General features: G+C 65.9%; 19 protein-coding genes. 10 read left to right on the top strand and 9 right to left on the bottom strand.

Features of this window, described 5'->3' with window-relative positions; translation table 11 throughout:
• Positions 1-43 precede the first annotated feature (43 nt).
• Both RXV90_RS00170 and RXV90_RS00165 read left to right on the top strand, forming a co-directional pair.
• Positions 44-337, top strand: a complete 294-nt coding sequence (locus RXV90_RS00170) for a hypothetical protein (protein WP_316646200.1) — start codon at positions 44-46, stop codon at positions 335-337.
• Positions 338-347: 10 nt separating this feature from the next.
• Positions 348-1,289 carry a type 2 periplasmic-binding domain-containing protein gene (locus RXV90_RS00165; protein WP_316646198.1) on the top strand — a complete coding sequence of 314 codons (942 nt, stop codon included), beginning with the start codon at positions 348-350 and terminating at the stop codon, positions 1,287-1,289.
• On the opposite strand, the gene RXV90_RS00160 is transcribed toward RXV90_RS00165, so the two are convergent.
• The 6 genes from RXV90_RS00160 to RXV90_RS00135 are packed head-to-tail and all read right to left on the bottom strand — an operon-like array spanning position 1,286 to position 7,566.
• Positions 1,286-2,140, bottom strand: a complete 855-nt coding sequence (locus tag RXV90_RS00160) for an alpha/beta fold hydrolase (protein WP_316646197.1) — start codon at positions 2,138-2,140, stop codon at positions 1,286-1,288. The two genes, RXV90_RS00165 and RXV90_RS00160, sit on opposite strands and share 4 nt — an antisense overlap.
• 3 nt (positions 2,141-2,143) lie before the next feature.
• On the bottom strand, positions 2,144-2,959 hold the full coding sequence (locus tag RXV90_RS00155) for a 3-methyl-2-oxobutanoate hydroxymethyltransferase (protein WP_316646196.1): 816 nt from the start codon (positions 2,957-2,959) through the stop codon (positions 2,144-2,146).
• Entirely contained in the window at positions 2,956-3,942 is a 987-nt protein-coding gene (locus RXV90_RS00150) for a substrate-binding domain-containing protein (protein ID WP_316646194.1), read from the bottom strand. The genes RXV90_RS00155 and RXV90_RS00150 overlap by 4 nt, the downstream gene beginning before the upstream one ends.
• Positions 3,942-4,931 (bottom strand): 2Fe-2S iron-sulfur cluster-binding protein, encoded by a 990-nt coding sequence (locus tag RXV90_RS00145; RefSeq protein ID WP_316646193.1) that lies wholly within the window; start codon positions 4,929-4,931, stop codon positions 3,942-3,944. Before RXV90_RS00145 ends, RXV90_RS00150 begins: the two co-directional genes overlap by 1 nt.
• Before the next feature lie 9 nt (positions 4,932-4,940).
• Entirely contained in the window at positions 4,941-5,933 is a 993-nt protein-coding gene (locus RXV90_RS00140) for an IclR family transcriptional regulator (RefSeq protein ID WP_316646192.1), read from the bottom strand.
• Complete coding sequence (locus RXV90_RS00135; RefSeq protein ID WP_316646191.1) at positions 5,836-7,566, bottom strand: ethanolamine ammonia-lyase reactivating factor EutA; 1,731 nt, start codon at positions 7,564-7,566, stop codon at positions 5,836-5,838. The genes RXV90_RS00140 and RXV90_RS00135 overlap by 98 nt, the downstream gene beginning before the upstream one ends.
• 112 nt (positions 7,567-7,678) lie before the next feature.
• On the opposite strand from RXV90_RS00135, the gene RXV90_RS00130 reads away from it, so the two are divergent.
• Genes RXV90_RS00130 through RXV90_RS00095 form a run of 8 tightly spaced genes read left to right on the top strand, consistent with a single transcriptional unit; the run spans position 7,679 to position 14,833 of the window.
• Complete coding sequence (locus RXV90_RS00130; RefSeq protein WP_316646190.1) at positions 7,679-8,806, top strand: cupin domain-containing protein; 1,128 nt, start codon at positions 7,679-7,681, stop codon at positions 8,804-8,806.
• A 15-nt stretch (positions 8,807-8,821) separates the two neighbouring features.
• The gene (locus tag RXV90_RS00125; protein ID WP_316646188.1) at positions 8,822-10,108 is read left to right on the top strand and encodes an aromatic ring-hydroxylating dioxygenase subunit alpha; all 1,287 of its coding nucleotides are present in this window, start codon (positions 8,822-8,824) and stop codon (positions 10,106-10,108) included.
• A gap of 4 nt (positions 10,109-10,112) precedes the next feature.
• Positions 10,113-10,697, top strand: coding sequence for a hypothetical protein (locus RXV90_RS00120; RefSeq protein ID WP_316646187.1), 585 nt, complete (start codon positions 10,113-10,115; stop codon positions 10,695-10,697).
• On the top strand, positions 10,694-11,482 hold the full coding sequence (locus RXV90_RS00115) for a sulfite exporter TauE/SafE family protein (RefSeq protein ID WP_316646185.1): 789 nt from the start codon (positions 10,694-10,696) through the stop codon (positions 11,480-11,482). Before RXV90_RS00120 ends, RXV90_RS00115 begins: the two co-directional genes overlap by 4 nt.
• A 15-nt stretch (positions 11,483-11,497) precedes the next feature.
• Positions 11,498-11,917 carry a hypothetical protein gene (locus RXV90_RS00110; RefSeq protein ID WP_316646184.1) on the top strand — a complete coding sequence of 140 codons (420 nt, stop codon included), beginning with the start codon at positions 11,498-11,500 and terminating at the stop codon, positions 11,915-11,917.
• Between the two features lie 7 nt (positions 11,918-11,924).
• Positions 11,925-12,533, top strand: a complete 609-nt coding sequence (locus tag RXV90_RS00105; protein ID WP_316646183.1) for a hypothetical protein — start codon at positions 11,925-11,927, stop codon at positions 12,531-12,533.
• 1 nt (position 12,534) lies between these two features.
• Complete coding sequence (locus RXV90_RS00100) at positions 12,535-13,044, top strand: hypothetical protein (RefSeq protein WP_316646182.1); 510 nt, start codon at positions 12,535-12,537, stop codon at positions 13,042-13,044.
• A 34-nt stretch (positions 13,045-13,078) separates the two neighbouring features.
• A complete protein-coding gene (locus tag RXV90_RS00095; protein WP_316646181.1) occupies positions 13,079-14,833 on the top strand; it encodes a thiamine pyrophosphate-binding protein in 1,755 nt (584 codons plus the stop codon).
• A 69-nt stretch (positions 14,834-14,902) separates the two neighbouring features.
• On the opposite strand, the gene RXV90_RS00090 is transcribed toward RXV90_RS00095, so the two are convergent.
• The 3 genes from RXV90_RS00090 to RXV90_RS00080 form a co-directional block, all read right to left on the bottom strand.
• Positions 14,903-16,366 (bottom strand): Bug family tripartite tricarboxylate transporter substrate binding protein, encoded by a 1,464-nt coding sequence (locus RXV90_RS00090; protein WP_316646180.1) that lies wholly within the window; start codon positions 16,364-16,366, stop codon positions 14,903-14,905.
• A gap of 72 nt (positions 16,367-16,438) precedes the next feature.
• The gene (locus tag RXV90_RS00085) at positions 16,439-17,032 is read right to left on the bottom strand and encodes a cupin domain-containing protein (RefSeq protein ID WP_316646179.1); all 594 of its coding nucleotides are present in this window, start codon (positions 17,030-17,032) and stop codon (positions 16,439-16,441) included.
• A gap of 14 nt (positions 17,033-17,046) precedes the next feature.
• The gene (locus tag RXV90_RS00080) at positions 17,047-17,622 is read right to left on the bottom strand and encodes a cupin domain-containing protein (protein WP_316646178.1); all 576 of its coding nucleotides are present in this window, start codon (positions 17,620-17,622) and stop codon (positions 17,047-17,049) included.
• Positions 17,623-17,690 lie beyond the last annotated feature (68 nt).

Genomic DNA, 17,690 nt, shown 5'->3' with positions numbered 1-17,690 from the left:
ACGAAGTTCCGCATGGCGGAACGCGCTGAACCGAAGGCCCGCGATGTTCCTGCGCCGCTTCGACCCGCCGCCCGATCCAGAGGCGCTTCAACGCCTCGAGGCGCTGGTGCGCGCGCGTTACGCCGTGTCGGAGGAGGATATCGTTCTGGTGACGGAGGAGGCGGGCCGGGTGCCGGGATATCCCGAGCGGATGACCACGATCCTGTTCTGGCAGGGCCGCGATGTGCGGCACCGGTTGCGGGTGTTCCGGCCCGCCACCGACATCGGGCCGGGGGATTTGCCGCCCGGCTGGCTGAAAGGGGCGCTTCTCGACGAGGGCGCGGGCGATTGCTGTTGAGGGAGGAATCATGGGCAAGCGGATCCTGAGCGCGGTATCGCGCCTGCAGGGCAACAATCGGGCTGTGAAGGAGGGGCGGATCGGCATGGCCGATTTCGAGTTTGCCTTCGAGGAGGTGAACCCGCTGCCGCGCGCGTTCCGGCGAATGGTGCGGGAAGGGGCCTATGACGTCAGCGAGATGGCGCTGACCACCTATATCACCGCGAAGGCCTATGGGGCGAAGATCACCGCGATTCCGGTTTTCCTCGTGCGCGGGTTTCATCACGGGGCGATCGTGGCGAGCCGGGCCGCGGACATCGCGGGCGCGGGCGACCTGAAGGGCCGCCGTGTGGGGGTGAAGCGCGGCTTCACGGTGACAACCGGGGTCTGGGCCCGGGCGATCCTGACCGAGGAATATGGCATCGCGCCCGGTGACGTGCGATGGGCGCGGTCGGATGACGAGCATGTGGAAGGCTGGCGCCTGCCGCCCCATGTGGAGGAACTGGCCGGCGAGGGCACGCTGGAGGAGCAGCTTGCGAGCGGCGTTGTCCCGGCGGCCGTGGGGCTGACGGAGGACGACACGACGCGGGCGCTGATCGAGAACCCGTTCGCGGCGGGGGTGGCGGCGCTGAAGGCGAGCGGACTCTACCCGATCAACCATCTCGTGGTGATCCGCGACGATGTTCTGGCGGAGGCGCCGGAGGTGGCCGAGCAGGTCTTCGGCGCCTTTGCCGCGTCGAAGCGGGCGTATGTGGATGAGCTTAAGGCGGGGCGGGTGGGGGAGCCCACCGCCGCCGACAAGGTGCACCTGGCCGCGCTGGAGGTTATGGACGACCCCTTGCCCTACGGCGTCGAGGCGAACCGCGCCACGCTTGAACGCCTCATGGGGCACGCGTTGGCGCAGGGGATCATCGACCGGCCGATGGCGCTTGAAGAGTTGTTCGCCGCCGGGACGCTGGATCTGGCGGGCTAGGCGCCGACGGACGTGAGGAAATCGAGGACGCGGGGCGGTGCCGCTTCCTCGGTCTGTTCGTCCGGGGGCACATCCCAGTACTCCGAGCCCTTGAGGCATTCCTGGAAGTAGCGCGCCGCCGAGGTGGCGTGGAAGCCATCGGCGCCGGGCACGATCAGGGCCGGGACATCCAGCTGCATCAGGTCTTCGGGCATCGCACCGGGCGCGGTGTCGCGGTCGAACAGCCCCTCCATCATGCCGCGCGCGGTCAGCAGGTAGCGCGGCAGGTCGAGCGCGGCATAAGCCTTTGCGAAATCGTCCGAATTGCGGATCGGCTGGCCCCATGGCCCGCCCCGGGGATCGGCGCTGAAGTTCTTGTCGTGGGAACGGACGAGATCGACCACCGCTTGCAGCCCGTTCTCCTCGGCGAAGGCTAGGTGGCGGGCGAAGCGCTGGTGCGAGGAGATGCGGTAATTGGCGCCGCCCACGGGCCAGTAGAGCACCATCGAGAGCACGCGGGCCGGGTGCCGGACAGCGAAGGCCGCGACGGGCGAACAGCCCATGCACCCGCCCATGAGGTGCGCGCGGTCGATGCCGAGATGATCGAGGAGCCCCGCACCCTGCGCCACGTAATGATCCCAGGTGATCCGTTCGACGCGCCCGCCGGAGCGGCCGTTCTCGCGCCGGTCGAAGAGGATGCAGGTGAAATGTTGCGGCAGGTGATCGAGCAGTTTGATGCGCTTGTAGACGCCCAGATCCGACCATTTTGAGATCTGCGCGTCGAAGCCTCCGGGCGCGTACATAAGAAGGGGCGGGCCGTCGCCCGTAACCTCGTAATGCGTCTCGATCCCGTCGATATCGGCTGTGGGCATCGGCTACCTCCCCGGCTGGCCCTTGATCTGGCGGCCTGCGCGCACGTCACCGGCGCATTCCGCCAGCGCGTCGTGAATGACGCGGGCGACGTTGGCGTAGCCCGAGGGTTCCTTGTCGAGCGCGGCGGCGTTGTAGCCGACGGCAGCTTGGGCCAGACGCACGCGCCCGTCGAGCCAGGGGCCGCCGCCGAAGCCGCCGATGACGGGGATCGTCACGGCCTCGACGACTTTCGGGCCGATCACGGGGCCGGAATTGGTGAAGTCGAGAAGGACGGCGCCGGCGGCCTCGAGTTCCTTCGCCTCGGCAATCAGGCGCTCTTCCATGCCTGGCGCGGCCTCGGTCTTGCCGGCCTGGTTCTCGTAGGGGATGCCGCTGGCCAGCGCGGTTTGCGGCGTCAGCCCGAACTGCGCCCAGACGGGGATGCCCGCGCGCGTCAGCGCGGTGACGGCTTCGGGGTAATCCGCCGCGCCGTCGAGTTTCAGAAGGTCGATCCCTGCCTCCTTCACCAGCCGGATGCCCGCCGCGACGGCGGCATCGACTCCTTCCTGCAAGGGGCCATAGGGGAAATCGGCCGAGACGAGGGCGTGTTTCACCCCGCGCCGCACGGCTTTGGTGACGATCACCATTTCGTCCATGGTGATCTCGAACATTGTATCGTGGCCCCAGAGGTTCTTGCCCACCGTATCGCCGACCGAGACGATATCGACGCCCACGCGGTCGGCTATGGCCGCCATGTGGGTATCCCAGGCGACGACGCCGAATATCTTTTCGCCGTTCCGCTTCTTGGCGTGGAGGGCCGGGATGGTGACCTTCGTCATATGACGAACTCCTCGTAGGTCTCGGGGGCGAACATCTCGTCGACGTCGAGCTTTCTGGGGGAGAGCCCCTGTTCGTGGTGGTAGCGCAGGAAGACGTCGAGGACATGGCGGTTCTTTTCCACCCCGTAGGGCCAGAAATCCGCGCCCATCAGATCGAGCGTCTGTTCCACATGGGCGTTGAACCAGGGCAGCATGCCCTTCAGGGCCGCGGTTTCCCGAAGCCCTTCGTAGCAGAGCGCCTGCGCTTCGCGGAACGCCTTGAAAAGGTTCATGGCGATCCAGCGGTTGGCCTCGTACACCTCGCGGCGGATGGCGATGACATGCATGATCGGGAAGATCCCGGTGTCGCGCCAATAGGCCTCTTCGACGGCCTGGTAATCGGGGAACAGCCGCTTCACGCGCTGGCCGTCATAGGTCGAGGGTTTGCGCGCGGTGTGGAAGGCATCGATCCGCCCCTCGGCCAGCATCTGCGCCAGTGTATCCTCGGGCCCGATCCGTTCCAGCCGGAAGTTGGGCGGCAGGTCGAGCGCGATCTTTTCCGAGCGGTTCGGCGTTTCCTCTCCGCCGGTGACATAGGTGGGGCCGTCGACCGGCACGCCGTAGTGATCGGAGAGGATTCCGCGAATCCAGACCGGGGCCGTCATCTGGTATTCGGGGCAGCCGAAGCGCTTGCCGATCAGATCCTTCGGTTCCTCGATCCCCGCATCGGCATTCACGTAGATGCAGGAATGGCGGAAGAAACGGGAGGGAAAGACCGGGATCGCGACGAAGGGGTGATCGTGCTTGAAAAGCGAGACGACGTAGGAGGACATTGACATTTCCGAGACGTCGAACTCACGGTTCCGCGCCATGCGGAAGAAGGTTTCCTCGACGATCATGTTGAGGAACCTCAGGTCGATGCCATCGGGGCTGACGCGCCCGTCGATGAGCGGCTGCACGCGGTCGTAATCCCAGCAGCCGAGGGTCAGGGGCAGATCGGACATCAGTAGAACTCGTCGAAGAACAGCCGGTCCATCGGCATCCCCGCCTCGTGGGCCATCTGCTGGACGGCCGCCGACATGACGGCGGGGCCCGCGAAGTAGAGGTCGCAGTCTTTCAGTGCCTCGCCCATCTGATCCCGGACGACATCGTGAAGGAATCCCGTGGGGCCCTCCCAGTCGGCGCCGTCCTCGGGATCGGAGAGGGCGGCGGTGAAGCCGACCTTGCCTTGCGCCGGGCCGAGGACATCGGGGGTGCAGAGATCGGCGGTTTCGCGGCAGCCGTAGAACAGGTGGATCTTCCGGTTGTCGTGAAGCCCGGCGGCAACGGCGCCAAGGGCGATGGACACCATGGGCGAGAGACCGGAGCCTCCGGCGAGAAGTACGATATCGCGGTCGCTGTCCTCGCGGAGGAAGGCGGTGCCGAAGGGGCCATCGATCTCGAGCGTGGCGCCGGGGGCCGCGTCGAAGAGCCAGCCGGTGGCGGCGCCGCCGGGGGCGCGCTTGATCATGAAGCGCCAGGTGTCGCCCGCGAGGTTCGACATCGAGTATGCGCGCGCGCCCTCGACACCGGGCACGGTGAGCAGCGCGTACTGGCCGGGGCTGAACGCGCCCGCGCCATCGACGCGGAAGGCGAACTCGCTGATGTCGCGGGTGATAGGCTCGACCGATTGAAGTTCTGCGCCGCGCCGGGCCGGGGTGACCGGGGGCACGTACTGATCCATCGTCCGGAATTTCACCTGGCAATCGCCGCCCGGCACCGCCTGGCATCCGAGCCAGCGGTTCTTCGCGCGGTCCTTCTCGCTCAGGCCCGGCGGGTCGTCGCGCAGATGGCTGACCTCGCCTTCCACCAGATCGAAGCGGCAGTTGCCGCAGGAGCCGGTGTTGCAGGAATAGGGCATTCCGATGCCGGCCCTCAGGGCGGCGCGCAGCACTGTGTCGCCGGGCTCGCAGAGAAATCGGGTGTCGTCGCGGGTGTTCGTGATTGTGGGCATGGGCTGTGTTCAGACGTAGATCGGCTGGCGCTGGATGAAGCCCATGCGCTGCGAGATTTCGTCGCCGGCGGCGATCACCTTCTGGGCGAGGCCCGGCACCTGGCTTTTGCGGATCCGGCCGCGCGGGCCTGCGACCCCCACGGCGGCGACGATGCGGCCCTCGGCGTTGAAGATCGGTGCGGCGACACAGCGGGTCCCGGGGTCGCATTCCTCGTCTTCGAAGGCATAGCCGCGACGCTTGACGTGGCGGATGCGCTGAAGAAGCGCCTCCTCGTCGGTTTCGGTCTGTTCGGTGCGCGCGGGGCGCGGGAACTTTAGGAAATGGGTCAGCTGCGGGCCGCGCAGGCCGGAGAGAAGGCAAAGCCCCTCGGCGGTGCAGAAGGCGGGGCGCAGCTGGCCGGTGGAGGAGCGCAGGCGCAGGGTTTGCGGCCCCTCGAAATCGTGCAGAAAGACCGCGTGGTCGCGTTCGAGAACGGCGAGGCGGACGTTTTCCTCGGTCTCCTGACGGAGCGCATTGAGGACAAGTTTGGACTCTGTCGTGACGTCGAGCCGGGCGCGCACGAGCGAGCCGAGGGAGAAGAGCCCGACCCCCAGCCCGTAGCGGCCGGTTTCGGGGTTCTGCTGCAGAAGGCCTTCGTCGAGGAGTGCGCTGGCAAGCCGGTGGACGGTGCTTTTCGCGACATCGAGCCGTTTGGCGAGTTCGCTGATCCCGAGCTCCTGATCCGCTTCGGTGAAGGTTTTCAGGAGGTGGATTGCGGTGGTGACCGATGACAGCCGCGTGCTGTTGCGGCGGGGATTGCGGTTAACCTCCTTGCGGGGCGGCTTCTGCTGGGTGTCTGTCATCGCGCTCCTCGTTCCGCAAGGAAGAACCATGTTCCGGTTTGAAGGGTGGCGGCGCGGGCTGTCAACCGTCCGCGCCGTCGCCGTGGTGGTGATGGTGGTGATCGTGGCCGCCGTGATGGTGATGATGGTGGTGGCCGTCATGATGGTGGTGATGGCCATGCGCCTGCGGCACGAACTGGATCTTCTCCTGTCGGCGGGGGCCGCGCGGATCGTCGGAGAAGAGAAGCGATTTCACAGTGACCGGCACGGTGAAGGAGGGAAGGCGGATCTTGCCCAGGTCGATATAATCGAAGTCGCGCAGCGAAATCCCGTCGAGCACGAGAAGGTCGTTCCCGATCCCGAGTTCCTCGCGCAGGATGCCGCCGAGGGTCTGGGCAATGTCGCCGTCGATCATGAGGTAAAGCCCCGCGCCGGTTTCGATCCGGTCCGTGAGGGCCGAGGCGATGCCTTCGGCGAGGGTGCGGATGCGCCCGTAGCCAGGCGGGCCGGTGAACTCGAAGGCCAGCACGGCCTCCTGCGCGACGGGATCGAGATCGAAGGCCTCGTAATGGTCGAGGATCGCCGCCGCGATGGCCGGGGCGTCGGGGCTGGCCGAGAGATCGAGTGCCGGCTTCAGAACCTGCATGTTGCGGCGGGGAAGGCTGCGCCCCGGGGCCGTCACGGTGCTGGTCTGGCCCGAAAGCTGCACGGAGTATTCCGATGCGCCGAGCGCCGTGGCGCGGATCGCGGAGCCGCCGGGCAGGATCGGCGCACCGAAATCGCCGGCCCCGGCGCGATCGCGCAGGATGGCGCCCAGATGGATGCCCAGATCGCCGAAATCGCGGGTTTCCTGTCCGCCGACATAGGCGCCCACGCCGCCGGAGAAGACGATGCCTTCGATTTCGGCGAAGTCTTCGGGGATGTCGGTGAGGAAAAGCTGGGCCACGTCTTCGGCCAGCGGCCGTTCGGTGATCGCGCGGACGAGGATGTCGGCGATGGTGCGGGCGATGGCCTGCATCTGATCGGCGCCGGCCGGCCCGCCCGGCGCAAGATCTATGCCCGCCGCGCGGGCGAAGTGCCGCCCGGTGGGTTCAAGCCGGGTAACGCGCCCGTCTTCGACGGCGATGAGGCGGCCGCCGGCGTGCAGGGCGGCCGTCCAGATCACCTCGCCCCGGTCGGCAAGGGCAAGTTTCGTGGTGCCGCCGCCGATGTCGACATTCAGGACGCGCGCGCCCTTCTCGTGGCTGAGCTTCGCCGCGCCGGAGCCGAAGGCGGCCAGCATCGCCTCCATGTGGTTGCCCGCGGTGGCGGTCAGAAAATCGCCGCCCTTGTCGGCGACGATGCCCGCGATCGCCTCGGCATTCTCGCGCCGGAGTGCTTCGCCCGTCAGGATCACGACACCGGTGTCTATATCGGAGGGCCTGATCGCCGCGCCATCATAGGCCTCGTCGATGATGCGCCCCAAGGCGGCGGCGTCGATCGCCGTTTCGCTGGCGAAGGGAGTGAAGCGGATGGGGGATTCGTGCGCCGTCTTGCGATCGACGATCACGTAGCGCGAGGCGTGGCTGTCGGATTTCCGCTGCAGGTGGATGGTAGAGAAGATCACCTGGGTGCCCGACGATCCGATGTCGATGCCGACGGAGGTGAGGGCCACATTATCCCTAAGCCAGATCGGGTTCTCCTCGAGCGGCCCCGGATCGATATCGTCGTGATCGTGGTCGGCATCGGGCCCGTGTTCATGGGCAAAGAAATCGCCGAACATGTGGTCGTCGATGGTGTGGCGCTTCGGGCTTTCGGCGTCGTTGTCCGGCAAATGGCGTTCCCCTATGCGGACCGTCGGTCCATTGACGTAACACTAGCCGGAACGTATTCTTTCGGCAACGTCAAAGGTGCAGCAAGAGAATGCTGCCGTTGGGAGGATATCCATGAACACCCGAGCCGTTGTTTCCGATCAGCTTGCCGCAAAATTCAAAACCGAGAAGGAAACGCCCTATACCCGGTTCATCGCCGGAGAGGGGCTGGACATCCTGAACGGCAATTACGTGCCCTCGCTTCACGAGATCGAACTGAAGCCCTGGGCGCGGCGGGGCGGGAGCGCGGTGTTCCTGAACCATGATGCATCGCGCACGACGAACGACTGCTATGTGATGGAGATCCCGGCGGGCGGCGAGCTGGCGCCCCACCGGCAGCTTTTCGAGGAAACCGTGCTGATCCTGTCGGGGCGCGGATCGACCGTTGTCTGGGACGACAAGGGCAACCGGGTGAGTTTCGAATGGGGCCCCGGCTCGATCTTCGGCATCCCTCTCAACGCCCATCACCAGCATTTCAACGGGCAGGGCGACAAGCCCGCGCGCTACGTGGCGGTGACGAACATGCCGCCGATCTTCAACGTCTTCGAGGATCCGGAATTCATCTTCGGCACCACTCACGATTTCGCGGGGCGCTTCTCGGGCGAGCCTGACTATTTCACCGAAAGCGGTGAGCACAAGGGCCTGCTGCTGGAAACGAACTTCGTCCACGACGCGGTGAACCTGCCGCTGATCGAGGCCGGGGAGCGCGGTGCGGGCGGCGGGCATATCCGCTTCCAGCTCGCCAAGTCTTCGCTCAACAGCCATATCAGCCAGTTCCCTGTAGGCACCTACAAGAAGTGCCACCGGCACGGGCCGGGCGCGCATGTGATCATCCTGTCGGGCGAGGGCTATTCGCTGATGTGGCCCGAGGGGGCGGAACCGCGCCGCTACGACTGGAAGCCGGGCGCGATGGTTGTGCCGCCCAACATGTGGTGGCACCAGCATTTCAACACCGGCACGACGCCCGCGCGGTACCTTGCGTTCAAGTACGAAGGCGTCGCGATCCGGAACGAGCAGGGCGTGCCGAAAGCCTGGATCTCCACCCGGATCGGCGGCGACCAGATCGATTACGCCGACGAGACTACCGAAGTGCGCTCGATGTTCGAAGACGCGCTGGCCGAGAACGGGCTCGCCTCGAAAATGGCGCCGGCCTACGAGGCCGAGAAGGCCGATCTTCCGCCGAAACCCGGCGAAGCGGCCTGAGGAGGAGGAAGACCGATGCTCAAGAAGGAAATCAACGAGCTTCTGACTCAGACCGATGCCGGTACGCCGATGGGCGAGATGTTCCGGCAATACTGGATTCCCGCGCTTCTGGCGCGCGAACTGCCCGAGGACGATTGCCCGCCGGTGCGGGTGAAGCTTCTGGGCGAGCGGCTGATCGCGTTCCGCGATTCAAAGGGCCGCTACGGGTTGATGGACGAGTTCTGCGCGCATCGGGGCGTGTCGCTCTGGTTCGGGCGGAACGAGGAGGGCGGCCTGCGCTGCCCCTATCACGGCTGGAAATACGACTATACCGGACAGTGCATCGAGGTGCCGTCTGAGCCCGAGGAATCGGGGTTTTGCGAGAAGATCAAGCTTCGCGCCTATCCGCTGATCAAGATCGGCGATGTTCTGTGGACGCATATGGGCGACAAGGAGAACCGGCCGCCCGAGCCGGTCTGGGAATTCGCGACCGTCCCGGCAGAGCAGACCTACACGTCGAAGCGCTGGCAGGAGTGCAACTGGCTTCAGGCGATGGAAGGCGGGATCGATTCAAGCCACGTCTCGTTTCTGCATTCGGGGGCTCTGAAAACCGACCCGCTGTTCAAGGGTGCCAAGGGCAACCAGTACAACCAGCAGGACAAGAAGCCGGTCTTCGAGGTGGTCGAAAGCGACGGGGGCCTGCATATCGGGGCGCGGCGGATGGCCGAGGAAGGCCATTACTACTGGCGGATCACGCCCTGGATCATGCCGTCGTTCACCATGGTGCCGCCGCGCGGCGATCACCCGATGCACGGGCATTTCTGGATCCCGATCGATGACGAAAATTGCTGGGCCTGGTCGTTCGACTACCACCCGGTGCGGGCGCTCACACCCGAAGAGCGGCAGGCGATGATGGACGGATACGGCGTGCATAACAAGTACGTCCCCGGGACGTTCCGCCCGCTTCAGAACAAGGACAACGATTACCTGATGGACCGCGAGGCCCAGAAGCGCGGGGAAACCTATTCCGGCGTCTGGGGAATCGCGATGCAGGATGCATCCCTGCAGGAAAGCATGGGGCCGATCATCGACCGGACGAAGGAAAACCTCGTTTCGACCGATAACGGGATCATCATGGCGCGGCACCGGCTGCGGAAGGCCTGCGAGGCGCTTCGCGACAAGGGGGTTTTGCCGCCGGGCCGGGAGCCCGAGCATCAGAAGGTGCGGTCTGCGGCGCGCGTGCTGCCGCCTGACGAGGCGTTCAAGGAAGCGATGAAGGAAGATCTGACGGCGCGGCCGGGCGTGAAGCAGACGTCGGTCTGAGGCGATGCCGCACGATTCCGACGACATGTTCGAGGCGGACAACGCCACGCGCGCGGGGCGGGGGCCGATCGACCACCCGACCATGCTGTCGAGCTGCGCGCGGGCGGCGACCGCCGCCGAGGCGCGGTATCGGGTGAACTACCCGAACTCGCGTACGCGCACGTCGCGGATCGTGGCGCTGGACGCGACCGCCGCAGAGGCGATGTTCCGGATCACCGAAGACCCGTGGAACAACGCCCATTTCCTTGCGCTTTCGTCGGCGGGCGATGTCGATCCCGCAAAGACCGCCGCCCCGGACCTGCCCCTGTCGCATCCAGACGGGGCGGCTGCGGATCTGGGCGTGGAACTCGACGGCGCGGACCTCGTGGTGCTGATCGCGGGCGAAGGGCGAAGCGCCGGCGCGGCGGAAGTGATCGCGCGGGAATGCTTCGGGCGGAACATCATGTGCGCGGGGCTGGTACTTGCGGAAGGGAAATCGGAGGCCGCGCTTGACCGCGTGGTGAACTCGATCCGGGCGTTCACCCGGGTGCTGGTGGTGGCGCGCGATGGCGATTATGTGCCCGCGATGCTGACGGCGCTGCGCGCATGAGGTGGCTGGCCGCCCTGGCGCTTCTGGCGGTCGCCGGGCCGGCGCTGGCCCATGGCGGTGGCGCGCTCGATGCCCATAGCGCCTTGCCCTTCCTGCTTCTCGGTTTCGCCGTCGGCATGGCCCATGCGCTTGATGCCGACCACGTGGCGGCCGTCGGCGCGCTTGTTGGGCAGGGCGGTCAGCGGCGCAGCATCGTTGCACGCGGGGCGGCCTGGGGGCTGGGGCACACATTGGCGCTTTTCGCGATCTGTTCGGCGGTTCTGCTGCTGGGGCTCTCGATTTCCGACCGCCTGGGCGCAGCGCTGGAACTGGCCGTCGGGCTGATGATCGTCGCACTCGGGCTGAAGGTGTTCTGGACGCTCTGGCGCGCGCGGATCCATATCCATGTGCATGAACATGACGGTTTGCGTCACATCCATGCGCATTCCCATGCGGGCGAGGGCGCGCACGAAAGATCGGCCCATGCGCACCCGCACGGCGCGCGCGCGCTTCTGCCGACGCTGGGCGTCGGGCTGGTGCACGGGGCGGCGGGATCGGCGGGGTTGCTGGTCCTGATCGTGGCAAGCGCGGACAGCACGGCGGAGGCGCTTCTGGCCTTCGCGGTGTTCGGGCTCGGATCGCTGATCGGGATGACCCTGCTGACAGCGGTGGCGAGCTATCCGCTGGCCTACATCAACCGGGGGGCGGGGTGGATGCGCACCTCGCTGGCGGTCAGCATCGGGTGCCTCGCGATCTTCGTGGGGTCGGGAGTTGTGGCCGAGAGCCTTGGCGGCCTCGGGCTTTAGGGAGGGAATGGCGATATGTGCGGCGAAATCGACGAACAGGTGCTGATCGGCCAGGAGTTGATGGACCGGGCGCGGGCCATGGCGAAGACGCTGGACCTGCCGGAGCCCGGCAGCGAAGGGCAGGGCCCGACGGGGCTGGCGGAGGCCGAAGGGCGCGCGGCCTATATGGAGCAGCTTTTTCGCGACGCGCTGGCGCGCGCGCTGGCCGATATCGGGCGGGCCGAGGAGGACGAGACGGTCGATGCGCTGGCCGCCCAGGCGATCGCGCTGTCGCGGGTGGCCGGGTTCCTCGCGGGCCAGCTTCCGGCGGAGGCGGATCTGTACCGCGCGCTGATCGAGTCGGCGACGGAGGGCCATGCCGAGGCGCGGCAGATGGCCGAGGCGGCCTCGGACCACCATCACCATCACCACCACGACCACCATCACCACCACTGACATCCAGGTGCGGATCGGGTCACAGAATTTCGATTACATCTATGATCCCGCCTGGCGGGCGGGCCTTGTGCAGAACGCTTTCGGGAAGAGCTTTTGGGCCTTTCTGGCAGGCGCGGTGATCCTTGGACTGATCTGCTGGGGGGTGCTGGGTGCGGAAACCGTTCTTGTCGCCCTGAAGGAAGACATCAGGCTTCTGATCGGCCTGATGCCGCGGGTTTTGGTGGCCCTGTCGATCGCCGCGCTGATCTGGGTCCTGCTGCCGCGGGACAGGATGGCGGGCCTCGTGGGCAAGGATTCCGGCATCCGCGGCCTCGTGATCGCGACGCTGGCCGGGACGGTGACGCCGGGTGGGCCGTCTTCGGCCTATTCGCTTCTGGCCGTGCTCGCGGTCTCTGGCGCGGACCGGGGCGCCCTGATCGCCTATATCACGGCCTGGGCCACGCTCGGAATGCAGCGGATCCTGATCTGGGATGTGCCCTTCATGGGCGAGGAATTCGCCTTCCTGCGCTTCATGGTCAGCCTGCCCCTGCCGGTGCTCGCGGGGCTTCTGGCGCGGAAACTGCCGCTGACGCTGACGGTGAACGATCCGGACGCGAAGAAGCGGGGGGAGGCCTGAGATGGGGTTCTTCGTGCTCGTCGCACTTCTGGCCGTGCTTCTGGGGATCGCGCTTCGCCGGGGCGAGGATTTCGGGCCGGTGGTGAAGCGGTTCGTCGAGCAGTTCGCGATGCTGGTGCCCCGCATGCTGTGCGCGCTGGTGGCGGCCGGGTTCATCGCACAGCTTCTGCCGAAGGAGGCGATCGCGCGGCTTCTGGGCGACGAGGCGGGGCTCATGGCCATTCCGCTTGCGGCCGCCGTCGGGCTTCTGGTGCCCGCGGGGCCGGTCATCACCTTCGCAATCGCGGCGGTCTTCGCCAAATCGGGCGCCTCGACGGCGGCCCTGGTGACCTTCGTGACCTCGTGGAGCATCTTTGCCGCGCACCGGATCATCATCTACGAACTGCCGCTTCTCGGCCCAAGCTTTCTGCGGCTGCGCGTCGTCTCGGCGGCGATGGTGCCGCTTCTGGCCGGGGTGATGGCATTTCTTGTCGGGCTGATCACGGCCTATGGCACGGCGACACCGATGTGAGGGCCTTGCGCGCAACACCGATGGGAGGACGACGATGACAGAGCTGCCCGAAGGCTACCGCAAATGGCAATCCGACGTGATCGTCGACCTTCTGCAGGCCTATGACGTCGAATATATCGCGATCAATCCGGGCGCGAGTTTCAGGGGTCTGCATGACAGCCTGGTGAATTACGGGGGCGACAACCCCAAGATGCTGGTGTGTCAGCACGAGGAGACGGCAGTGCAGATCGCCCATGGCTATGCCAAGGCGACGGGCACGCCGATGGCCTGTATCCTGCACGACCTTGTGGGGCTACTGCATGGGCAGATGGCGGTTTACTACGCCTTCGCGGACCGGGCGCCGGTGTTCATACTGGGCGCGACGGGGCCGATGGACGAGGCGAAGCGGCGGCCCCGGTCGGACTGGCACCACACAGCGCAGAGCCAGGGGGATGCGGTTCGAAACTTCACCAAGTTCGACTACCAGCCCCATGCGATCGAGGGCGTGCCCGACAGCTTCATGCGCGCTTGGTCGGCTATGGTGACCGAACCGGCAGGGCCTGTTTACCTCTGCTATGACGCGATGCTGCAGGAGATGCCGCTTACGACGGAGGTGTTCATTCCGGGGCCGGAGATCGAGAAGGCGCCGGCCCCCATGGCCGCCGATCCCGCGAAGCTCGAGGCCATCGTGCGCAAGCTTCTATACGCGGACGCGCCGTGGATCATGGCGGAATTCACCGGCCGTCATCCAGGGAACTTCGAGAAGCTCGTGACGCTGGCCGAAACCCTGGGTGTCGCGGTGTGGGATGTGAACTCTGCGCTTTGTTTCCCGAACCGGCACCCGCAGGCCCTGTCGATGGATACCGACAGCCTGAAGACGGCGGATGCGATCCTTGCGCTCGACGTGGTCGATTGGGAGAAGGCAACCGCGAAACTCAATTCGACGACGCGGGAGCTGACCTCCTATCTCGCCGATGATTGCGTCTGGATGGAGGTGGGGTTTCACGAGACGGGGATCGGATCCTGGTCGCTCGACTATGGCCGGTACCTGCCGAAGTCGCTGTCGGCGCTTGGCGACCCGCGGCTCGCGATGCCGCAGATGACGGAAATCGCGGAACGGCTGATCGCAGAGGACGCCGCATTGCCCGCGAAGATCGCCGCCCGGAAGGCGCGGATTGCGGCGCGCCATGACGAGATCTTCACGCGTTGGGCAGAGGAGGCGAAGGAGGATCGCGACGCCTCGCCGGTGACGCCGGCGCGCCTTGCCGAAGAAGTCTGGTCCGTCATTCGCGACGAGGATTGGGTGCTGGCCGCAGGCACGCTGCGGCAGTGGACGCGGAAGCTTTGGGATTTCGACGCGCCGCACCGGCACCCCGGCAAGGGGCTTGGCACCTCGACCCAGATCGGGATCGGCCTCGGCGTGGCACTGGCGCACAAGAAAAGCGACACGGTGGTGGTGACGTTCCAGCCGGACGGCGACCTGATGTATGACGCGGGTGCGCTGTGGACCGCGGCCAAGCACGAGATCCCGCTTCTGATGGTGATGTACAACAACCGCGCCTATTACAACGACTGGCACCACCAGATCCGCATGGCGCGGATGCGCGGAACCGACGAGAACCGGGCGCATATCGGGATGGATCTGTTCGGCCCCGAACCCGATTTCGCGGCGATGGCCCGCAGCATGGGTGTCTGGGGCGAAGGCCCGATCGACCGGCCCGAAGAGATCGCGCCGGCGGTGGCACGGGCGCTTGAAGTGGTGAAGTCAGGCAAGCCCGCGCTGGTCGACGTGATCTGCCGGCATCGGTGACGGGGGGCAAAAAGCCCTGCGCCGCCAGGGTGTCCCGAGGCGGCGCAGTGTTTCGGTTGTCTCGCGGGATCAGTTCGTGGTGCAGGCCACGGTCTTGAACTCGATCTCCGCCCCGTCTTCATAGGCGAATTCGCAATTCATCCCGACGGTCAGGGCGTCGCGTTTGGCTTCCGCCCCGTCGATGCTGAGCGCCGTGCGGGAGCCCGAGACTTCGCCCATCTTCTCGCCACCGTCGGTCATGAAGGTGACTTCCTTGCCGCCATCGGCGAGGCCGATGATATCGGTCTTGACGGTCATCACCTCGGCAGCCGCCACCGTGGCCTCGCCGGTGCAGGCGACGGCGGTGAACTCAGGCGGGGTGCCGGCGGGATCGTAGGTGAGTTCGCAAGTCATGCCGACGGCGAGATCGCCACGCCCGGCTTCGGCCCCGTTCAGCGTCACGAGGGTGCGCGACCCAGAGATTTCACCCATCGTCTCGGCGCCATCGGCCATGAAGGTGACTTCCTTGTTGCGGTCGGCCAGGGCCAGGATCTCGCTTTTCACGGTGACCGTCGGGATCTCGACCTCAAGCGCGGCCGCGATGATGTCGATCGTTTCGGGGCTTTGCTTCATCGCCGCCTCGACGAGGCCCTGAACCGCGTCGCCGCGCGCCGCCTCGATCGGCAGGCCAAGCTTCGCGGCTTCTTCAAGGAAGTCCGGATCGGTCATCACGCTCATGTAGGCGTCGCGCAATTCCTCGACGACTTCGGGGGCCACGCCCGGGGGCGCGGCGGTCAGGCGCCCGAGGCTCGACAGTGCGTCGATCAGGCTGACGATCGAGCGCGCCTTGTCGGTGGTGGCGAATTCCGATGCCTGGGGCGTCACATCGCCGCCGATGCCAAGCGCGATCACCGCGTTGCCCGCGTCGATGAAGGGCGCGAGCGAGGAGAGGGAGCCGACCTGGCCCGCGATCTCGCTGCGGAGCATCGCCATTTCCGCCGCGTTGCCCTGATAGCCCGGGATGAGCTCGATGTTCAGATCGAGCGCGTCGGCGAGCATCCGCGTTTCGGTGTAGGAGGCGGAGCCGATGCCGGTCGAGGCGAAGCGCACAGGATCGGCAGAGCCGGCCAAATCCTCGAAGGTTGACAGGCCAGAGGTGTCGGCCAGGACCATAACGCGCGGGTCGGCGGATGCCTTGCCGATCCATTCGAATTCGGTGAGGTCGAACTGGATGCCTTCGCGGCCGAGGATCTGGGCATAGATCAGCCCGGTGTTGAAGGTGCCGATCGTCAGCCCGTCGGGATCGGAGGCGTATAGCGTGTTGGCCCCGATGATGTGGCCCGCGCCGGGAAGGTTCTTGAACACGACGCGGCGTGCACCAAGCTCTTCCTCCAGATGTTGCCCGATCAGGCGGCCATAGGCATCGTAACCGCCGCCGGGATTGGTGGCGATGATATAGGTGACGGTCTTGCCTTCGAAATAGCCCTGCGCCTGTGCCGACAGGGCCGACGCGCCGGCGATGACGGCCGCTCCGATAATGGTGGTCAGTCTCATTCTACCCTCCCTGGGTCATGGCCGGGGCGGGGGCGTTCCTTGCGACCCCCGTCCTCCGGGTGTCGTCTCCGGTCAGTCGGCCGGAGGTATCCAGAATTCCTCGAACCCTTCGGCGGGTTCGAGCTGGTCGAACCAGTCGAGCCCGATCGCCTTCATCACCCGACTGTTGCAGACGATGACGCGGGCCTCGATATCCGAGGTGTTCACCCGCTTGTGCGCGACATAGGGCGGGACGTAGATGAAATCGCCCGGGCCCCATTCGTAGGTTTTGGGCGTGGTGTCCCATGTCCATTCGAATTCGACGTTGCATTCGAAATGCACATCGTAGTGCAGGTCATGGCCGGTGCCCTCGATCACGAAGGCGATTTCCTCGGAAAGATGGCGCGAGGTGCCCGTGGCCTTCCCGGCCTCGATGAACTGCATGTAGATGTCGACGCAGCACTCCTTGGTGTCCATGCGCTCGTTGATGATGTGCTTGATCAACCCATCCGCGGAGCGTTCCATGGGCATCTGATCCCATTTCACGACATTGATGCGGTCCTGGTATTCGGCGCGGAATTTCTGGCTTTGTTCAAGCGCTTCTCGGTAGAAGCTTACCTCGGGCGCACTGGATTTGGCGCGCTGGCGTTCGATGGCGTCTGCGAAGGTGGTCGGATCGATACCCATCTGTCTGTCTCCCCTCAAAGGCTCGCCGGCGGGGCGTAATCTTCGTGGCCCGGCACCGGTTCCTCGGGCGGGAACTTCACCATCTTCTGGAAGATCATGTGCATGAAGAGGAACAGTGGCTTGGCCTTCAGGACGAGGACGAAGGTTTCATCGTCGCTGTCGTTCAGGTGCTGGTGGACGCAGGCGTTTTCGACGATCAGCGCGTCGCCTGCCTCCCAGTCGAGCCGGCGGCCGTCGTGGATGTCGTGGCCCTTGCCTTTCAGAACGAAGAAGACGGCGGAGTTCATGTGCCCATGGATCTGGCCATAACCCTTGGGGGCGAAGGCATCCACATGCGCCTCGATCGACTGGGCGATCTTGTTGGCCTGCGGGTTGATGACCTTCTTGCCGAAGTTCTGCGGCCCGCCTTTCCACTTCATGTCCGACGTGCGATAGACGCGCGGCTGGGAATAGAGCTCTTCCTTGAGCTGGCCATAAGTGCCTTCGAGGGCGCGGACGAAGGTGCGTTTCTTGGTCCAGCGTTCCCAGACAACCTTTTCGCGTTTTTCGCTGTTGTGGCCGACGCCCGCTTCGGTCGATGGCTCCGACATCGCGTTCCTCCCGGTTTTTCCGGAAGCGTAAAGGGTCGCAGAGGTTCCCGTCAACGGCACGGCGTTCC

The organism is Ovoidimarina sediminis, assembly GCF_032586175.1.
Lineage (GTDB): Bacteria > Pseudomonadota > Alphaproteobacteria > Rhodobacterales > Rhodobacteraceae > Ovoidimarina > Ovoidimarina sediminis.
This window is presented reverse-complemented; position numbering and strand designations above follow the sequence as displayed.

Excerpts from the sequence above, each read along its gene's own strand:
- RXV90_RS00160 (WP_316646197.1), bottom strand. The coding sequence starts at position 2,140 with ATGCCCACAGCCGATATCGACGGGATCGAGACGCATTACGAGGTTACG.
- RXV90_RS00165 (WP_316646198.1), top strand. The coding sequence starts at position 348 with ATGGGCAAGCGGATCCTGAGCGCGGTATCGCGCCTGCAGGGCAACAAT.
- RXV90_RS00095 (WP_316646181.1), top strand. The coding sequence starts at position 13,079 with ATGACAGAGCTGCCCGAAGGCTACCGCAAATGGCAATCCGACGTGATC.
- RXV90_RS00155 (WP_316646196.1), bottom strand. The coding sequence starts at position 2,959 with ATGACGAAGGTCACCATCCCGGCCCTCCACGCCAAGAAGCGGAACGGC.
- RXV90_RS00170 (WP_316646200.1), top strand. The coding sequence starts at position 44 with ATGTTCCTGCGCCGCTTCGACCCGCCGCCCGATCCAGAGGCGCTTCAA.
- RXV90_RS00090 (WP_316646180.1), bottom strand. The coding sequence starts at position 16,366 with ATGAGACTGACCACCATTATCGGAGCGGCCGTCATCGCCGGCGCGTCG.
- RXV90_RS00140 (WP_316646192.1), bottom strand. The coding sequence starts at position 5,933 with ATGGCCATCACCACCATCATGACGGCCACCACCATCATCACCATCACG.
- RXV90_RS00115 (WP_316646185.1), top strand. The coding sequence starts at position 10,694 with ATGAGGTGGCTGGCCGCCCTGGCGCTTCTGGCGGTCGCCGGGCCGGCG.
- RXV90_RS00150 (WP_316646194.1), bottom strand. The coding sequence starts at position 3,942 with ATGTCCGATCTGCCCCTGACCCTCGGCTGCTGGGATTACGACCGCGTG.
- RXV90_RS00145 (WP_316646193.1), bottom strand. The coding sequence starts at position 4,931 with ATGCCCACAATCACGAACACCCGCGACGACACCCGATTTCTCTGCGAG.
- RXV90_RS00085 (WP_316646179.1), bottom strand. The coding sequence starts at position 17,032 with ATGGGTATCGATCCGACCACCTTCGCAGACGCCATCGAACGCCAGCGC.
- RXV90_RS00120 (WP_316646187.1), top strand. The coding sequence starts at position 10,113 with ATGCCGCACGATTCCGACGACATGTTCGAGGCGGACAACGCCACGCGC.
- RXV90_RS00080 (WP_316646178.1), bottom strand. The coding sequence starts at position 17,622 with ATGTCGGAGCCATCGACCGAAGCGGGCGTCGGCCACAACAGCGAAAAA.
- RXV90_RS00130 (WP_316646190.1), top strand. The coding sequence starts at position 7,679 with ATGAACACCCGAGCCGTTGTTTCCGATCAGCTTGCCGCAAAATTCAAA.
- RXV90_RS00125 (WP_316646188.1), top strand. The coding sequence starts at position 8,822 with ATGCTCAAGAAGGAAATCAACGAGCTTCTGACTCAGACCGATGCCGGT.
- RXV90_RS00110 (WP_316646184.1), top strand. The coding sequence starts at position 11,498 with ATGTGCGGCGAAATCGACGAACAGGTGCTGATCGGCCAGGAGTTGATG.
- RXV90_RS00100 (WP_316646182.1), top strand. The coding sequence starts at position 12,535 with ATGGGGTTCTTCGTGCTCGTCGCACTTCTGGCCGTGCTTCTGGGGATC.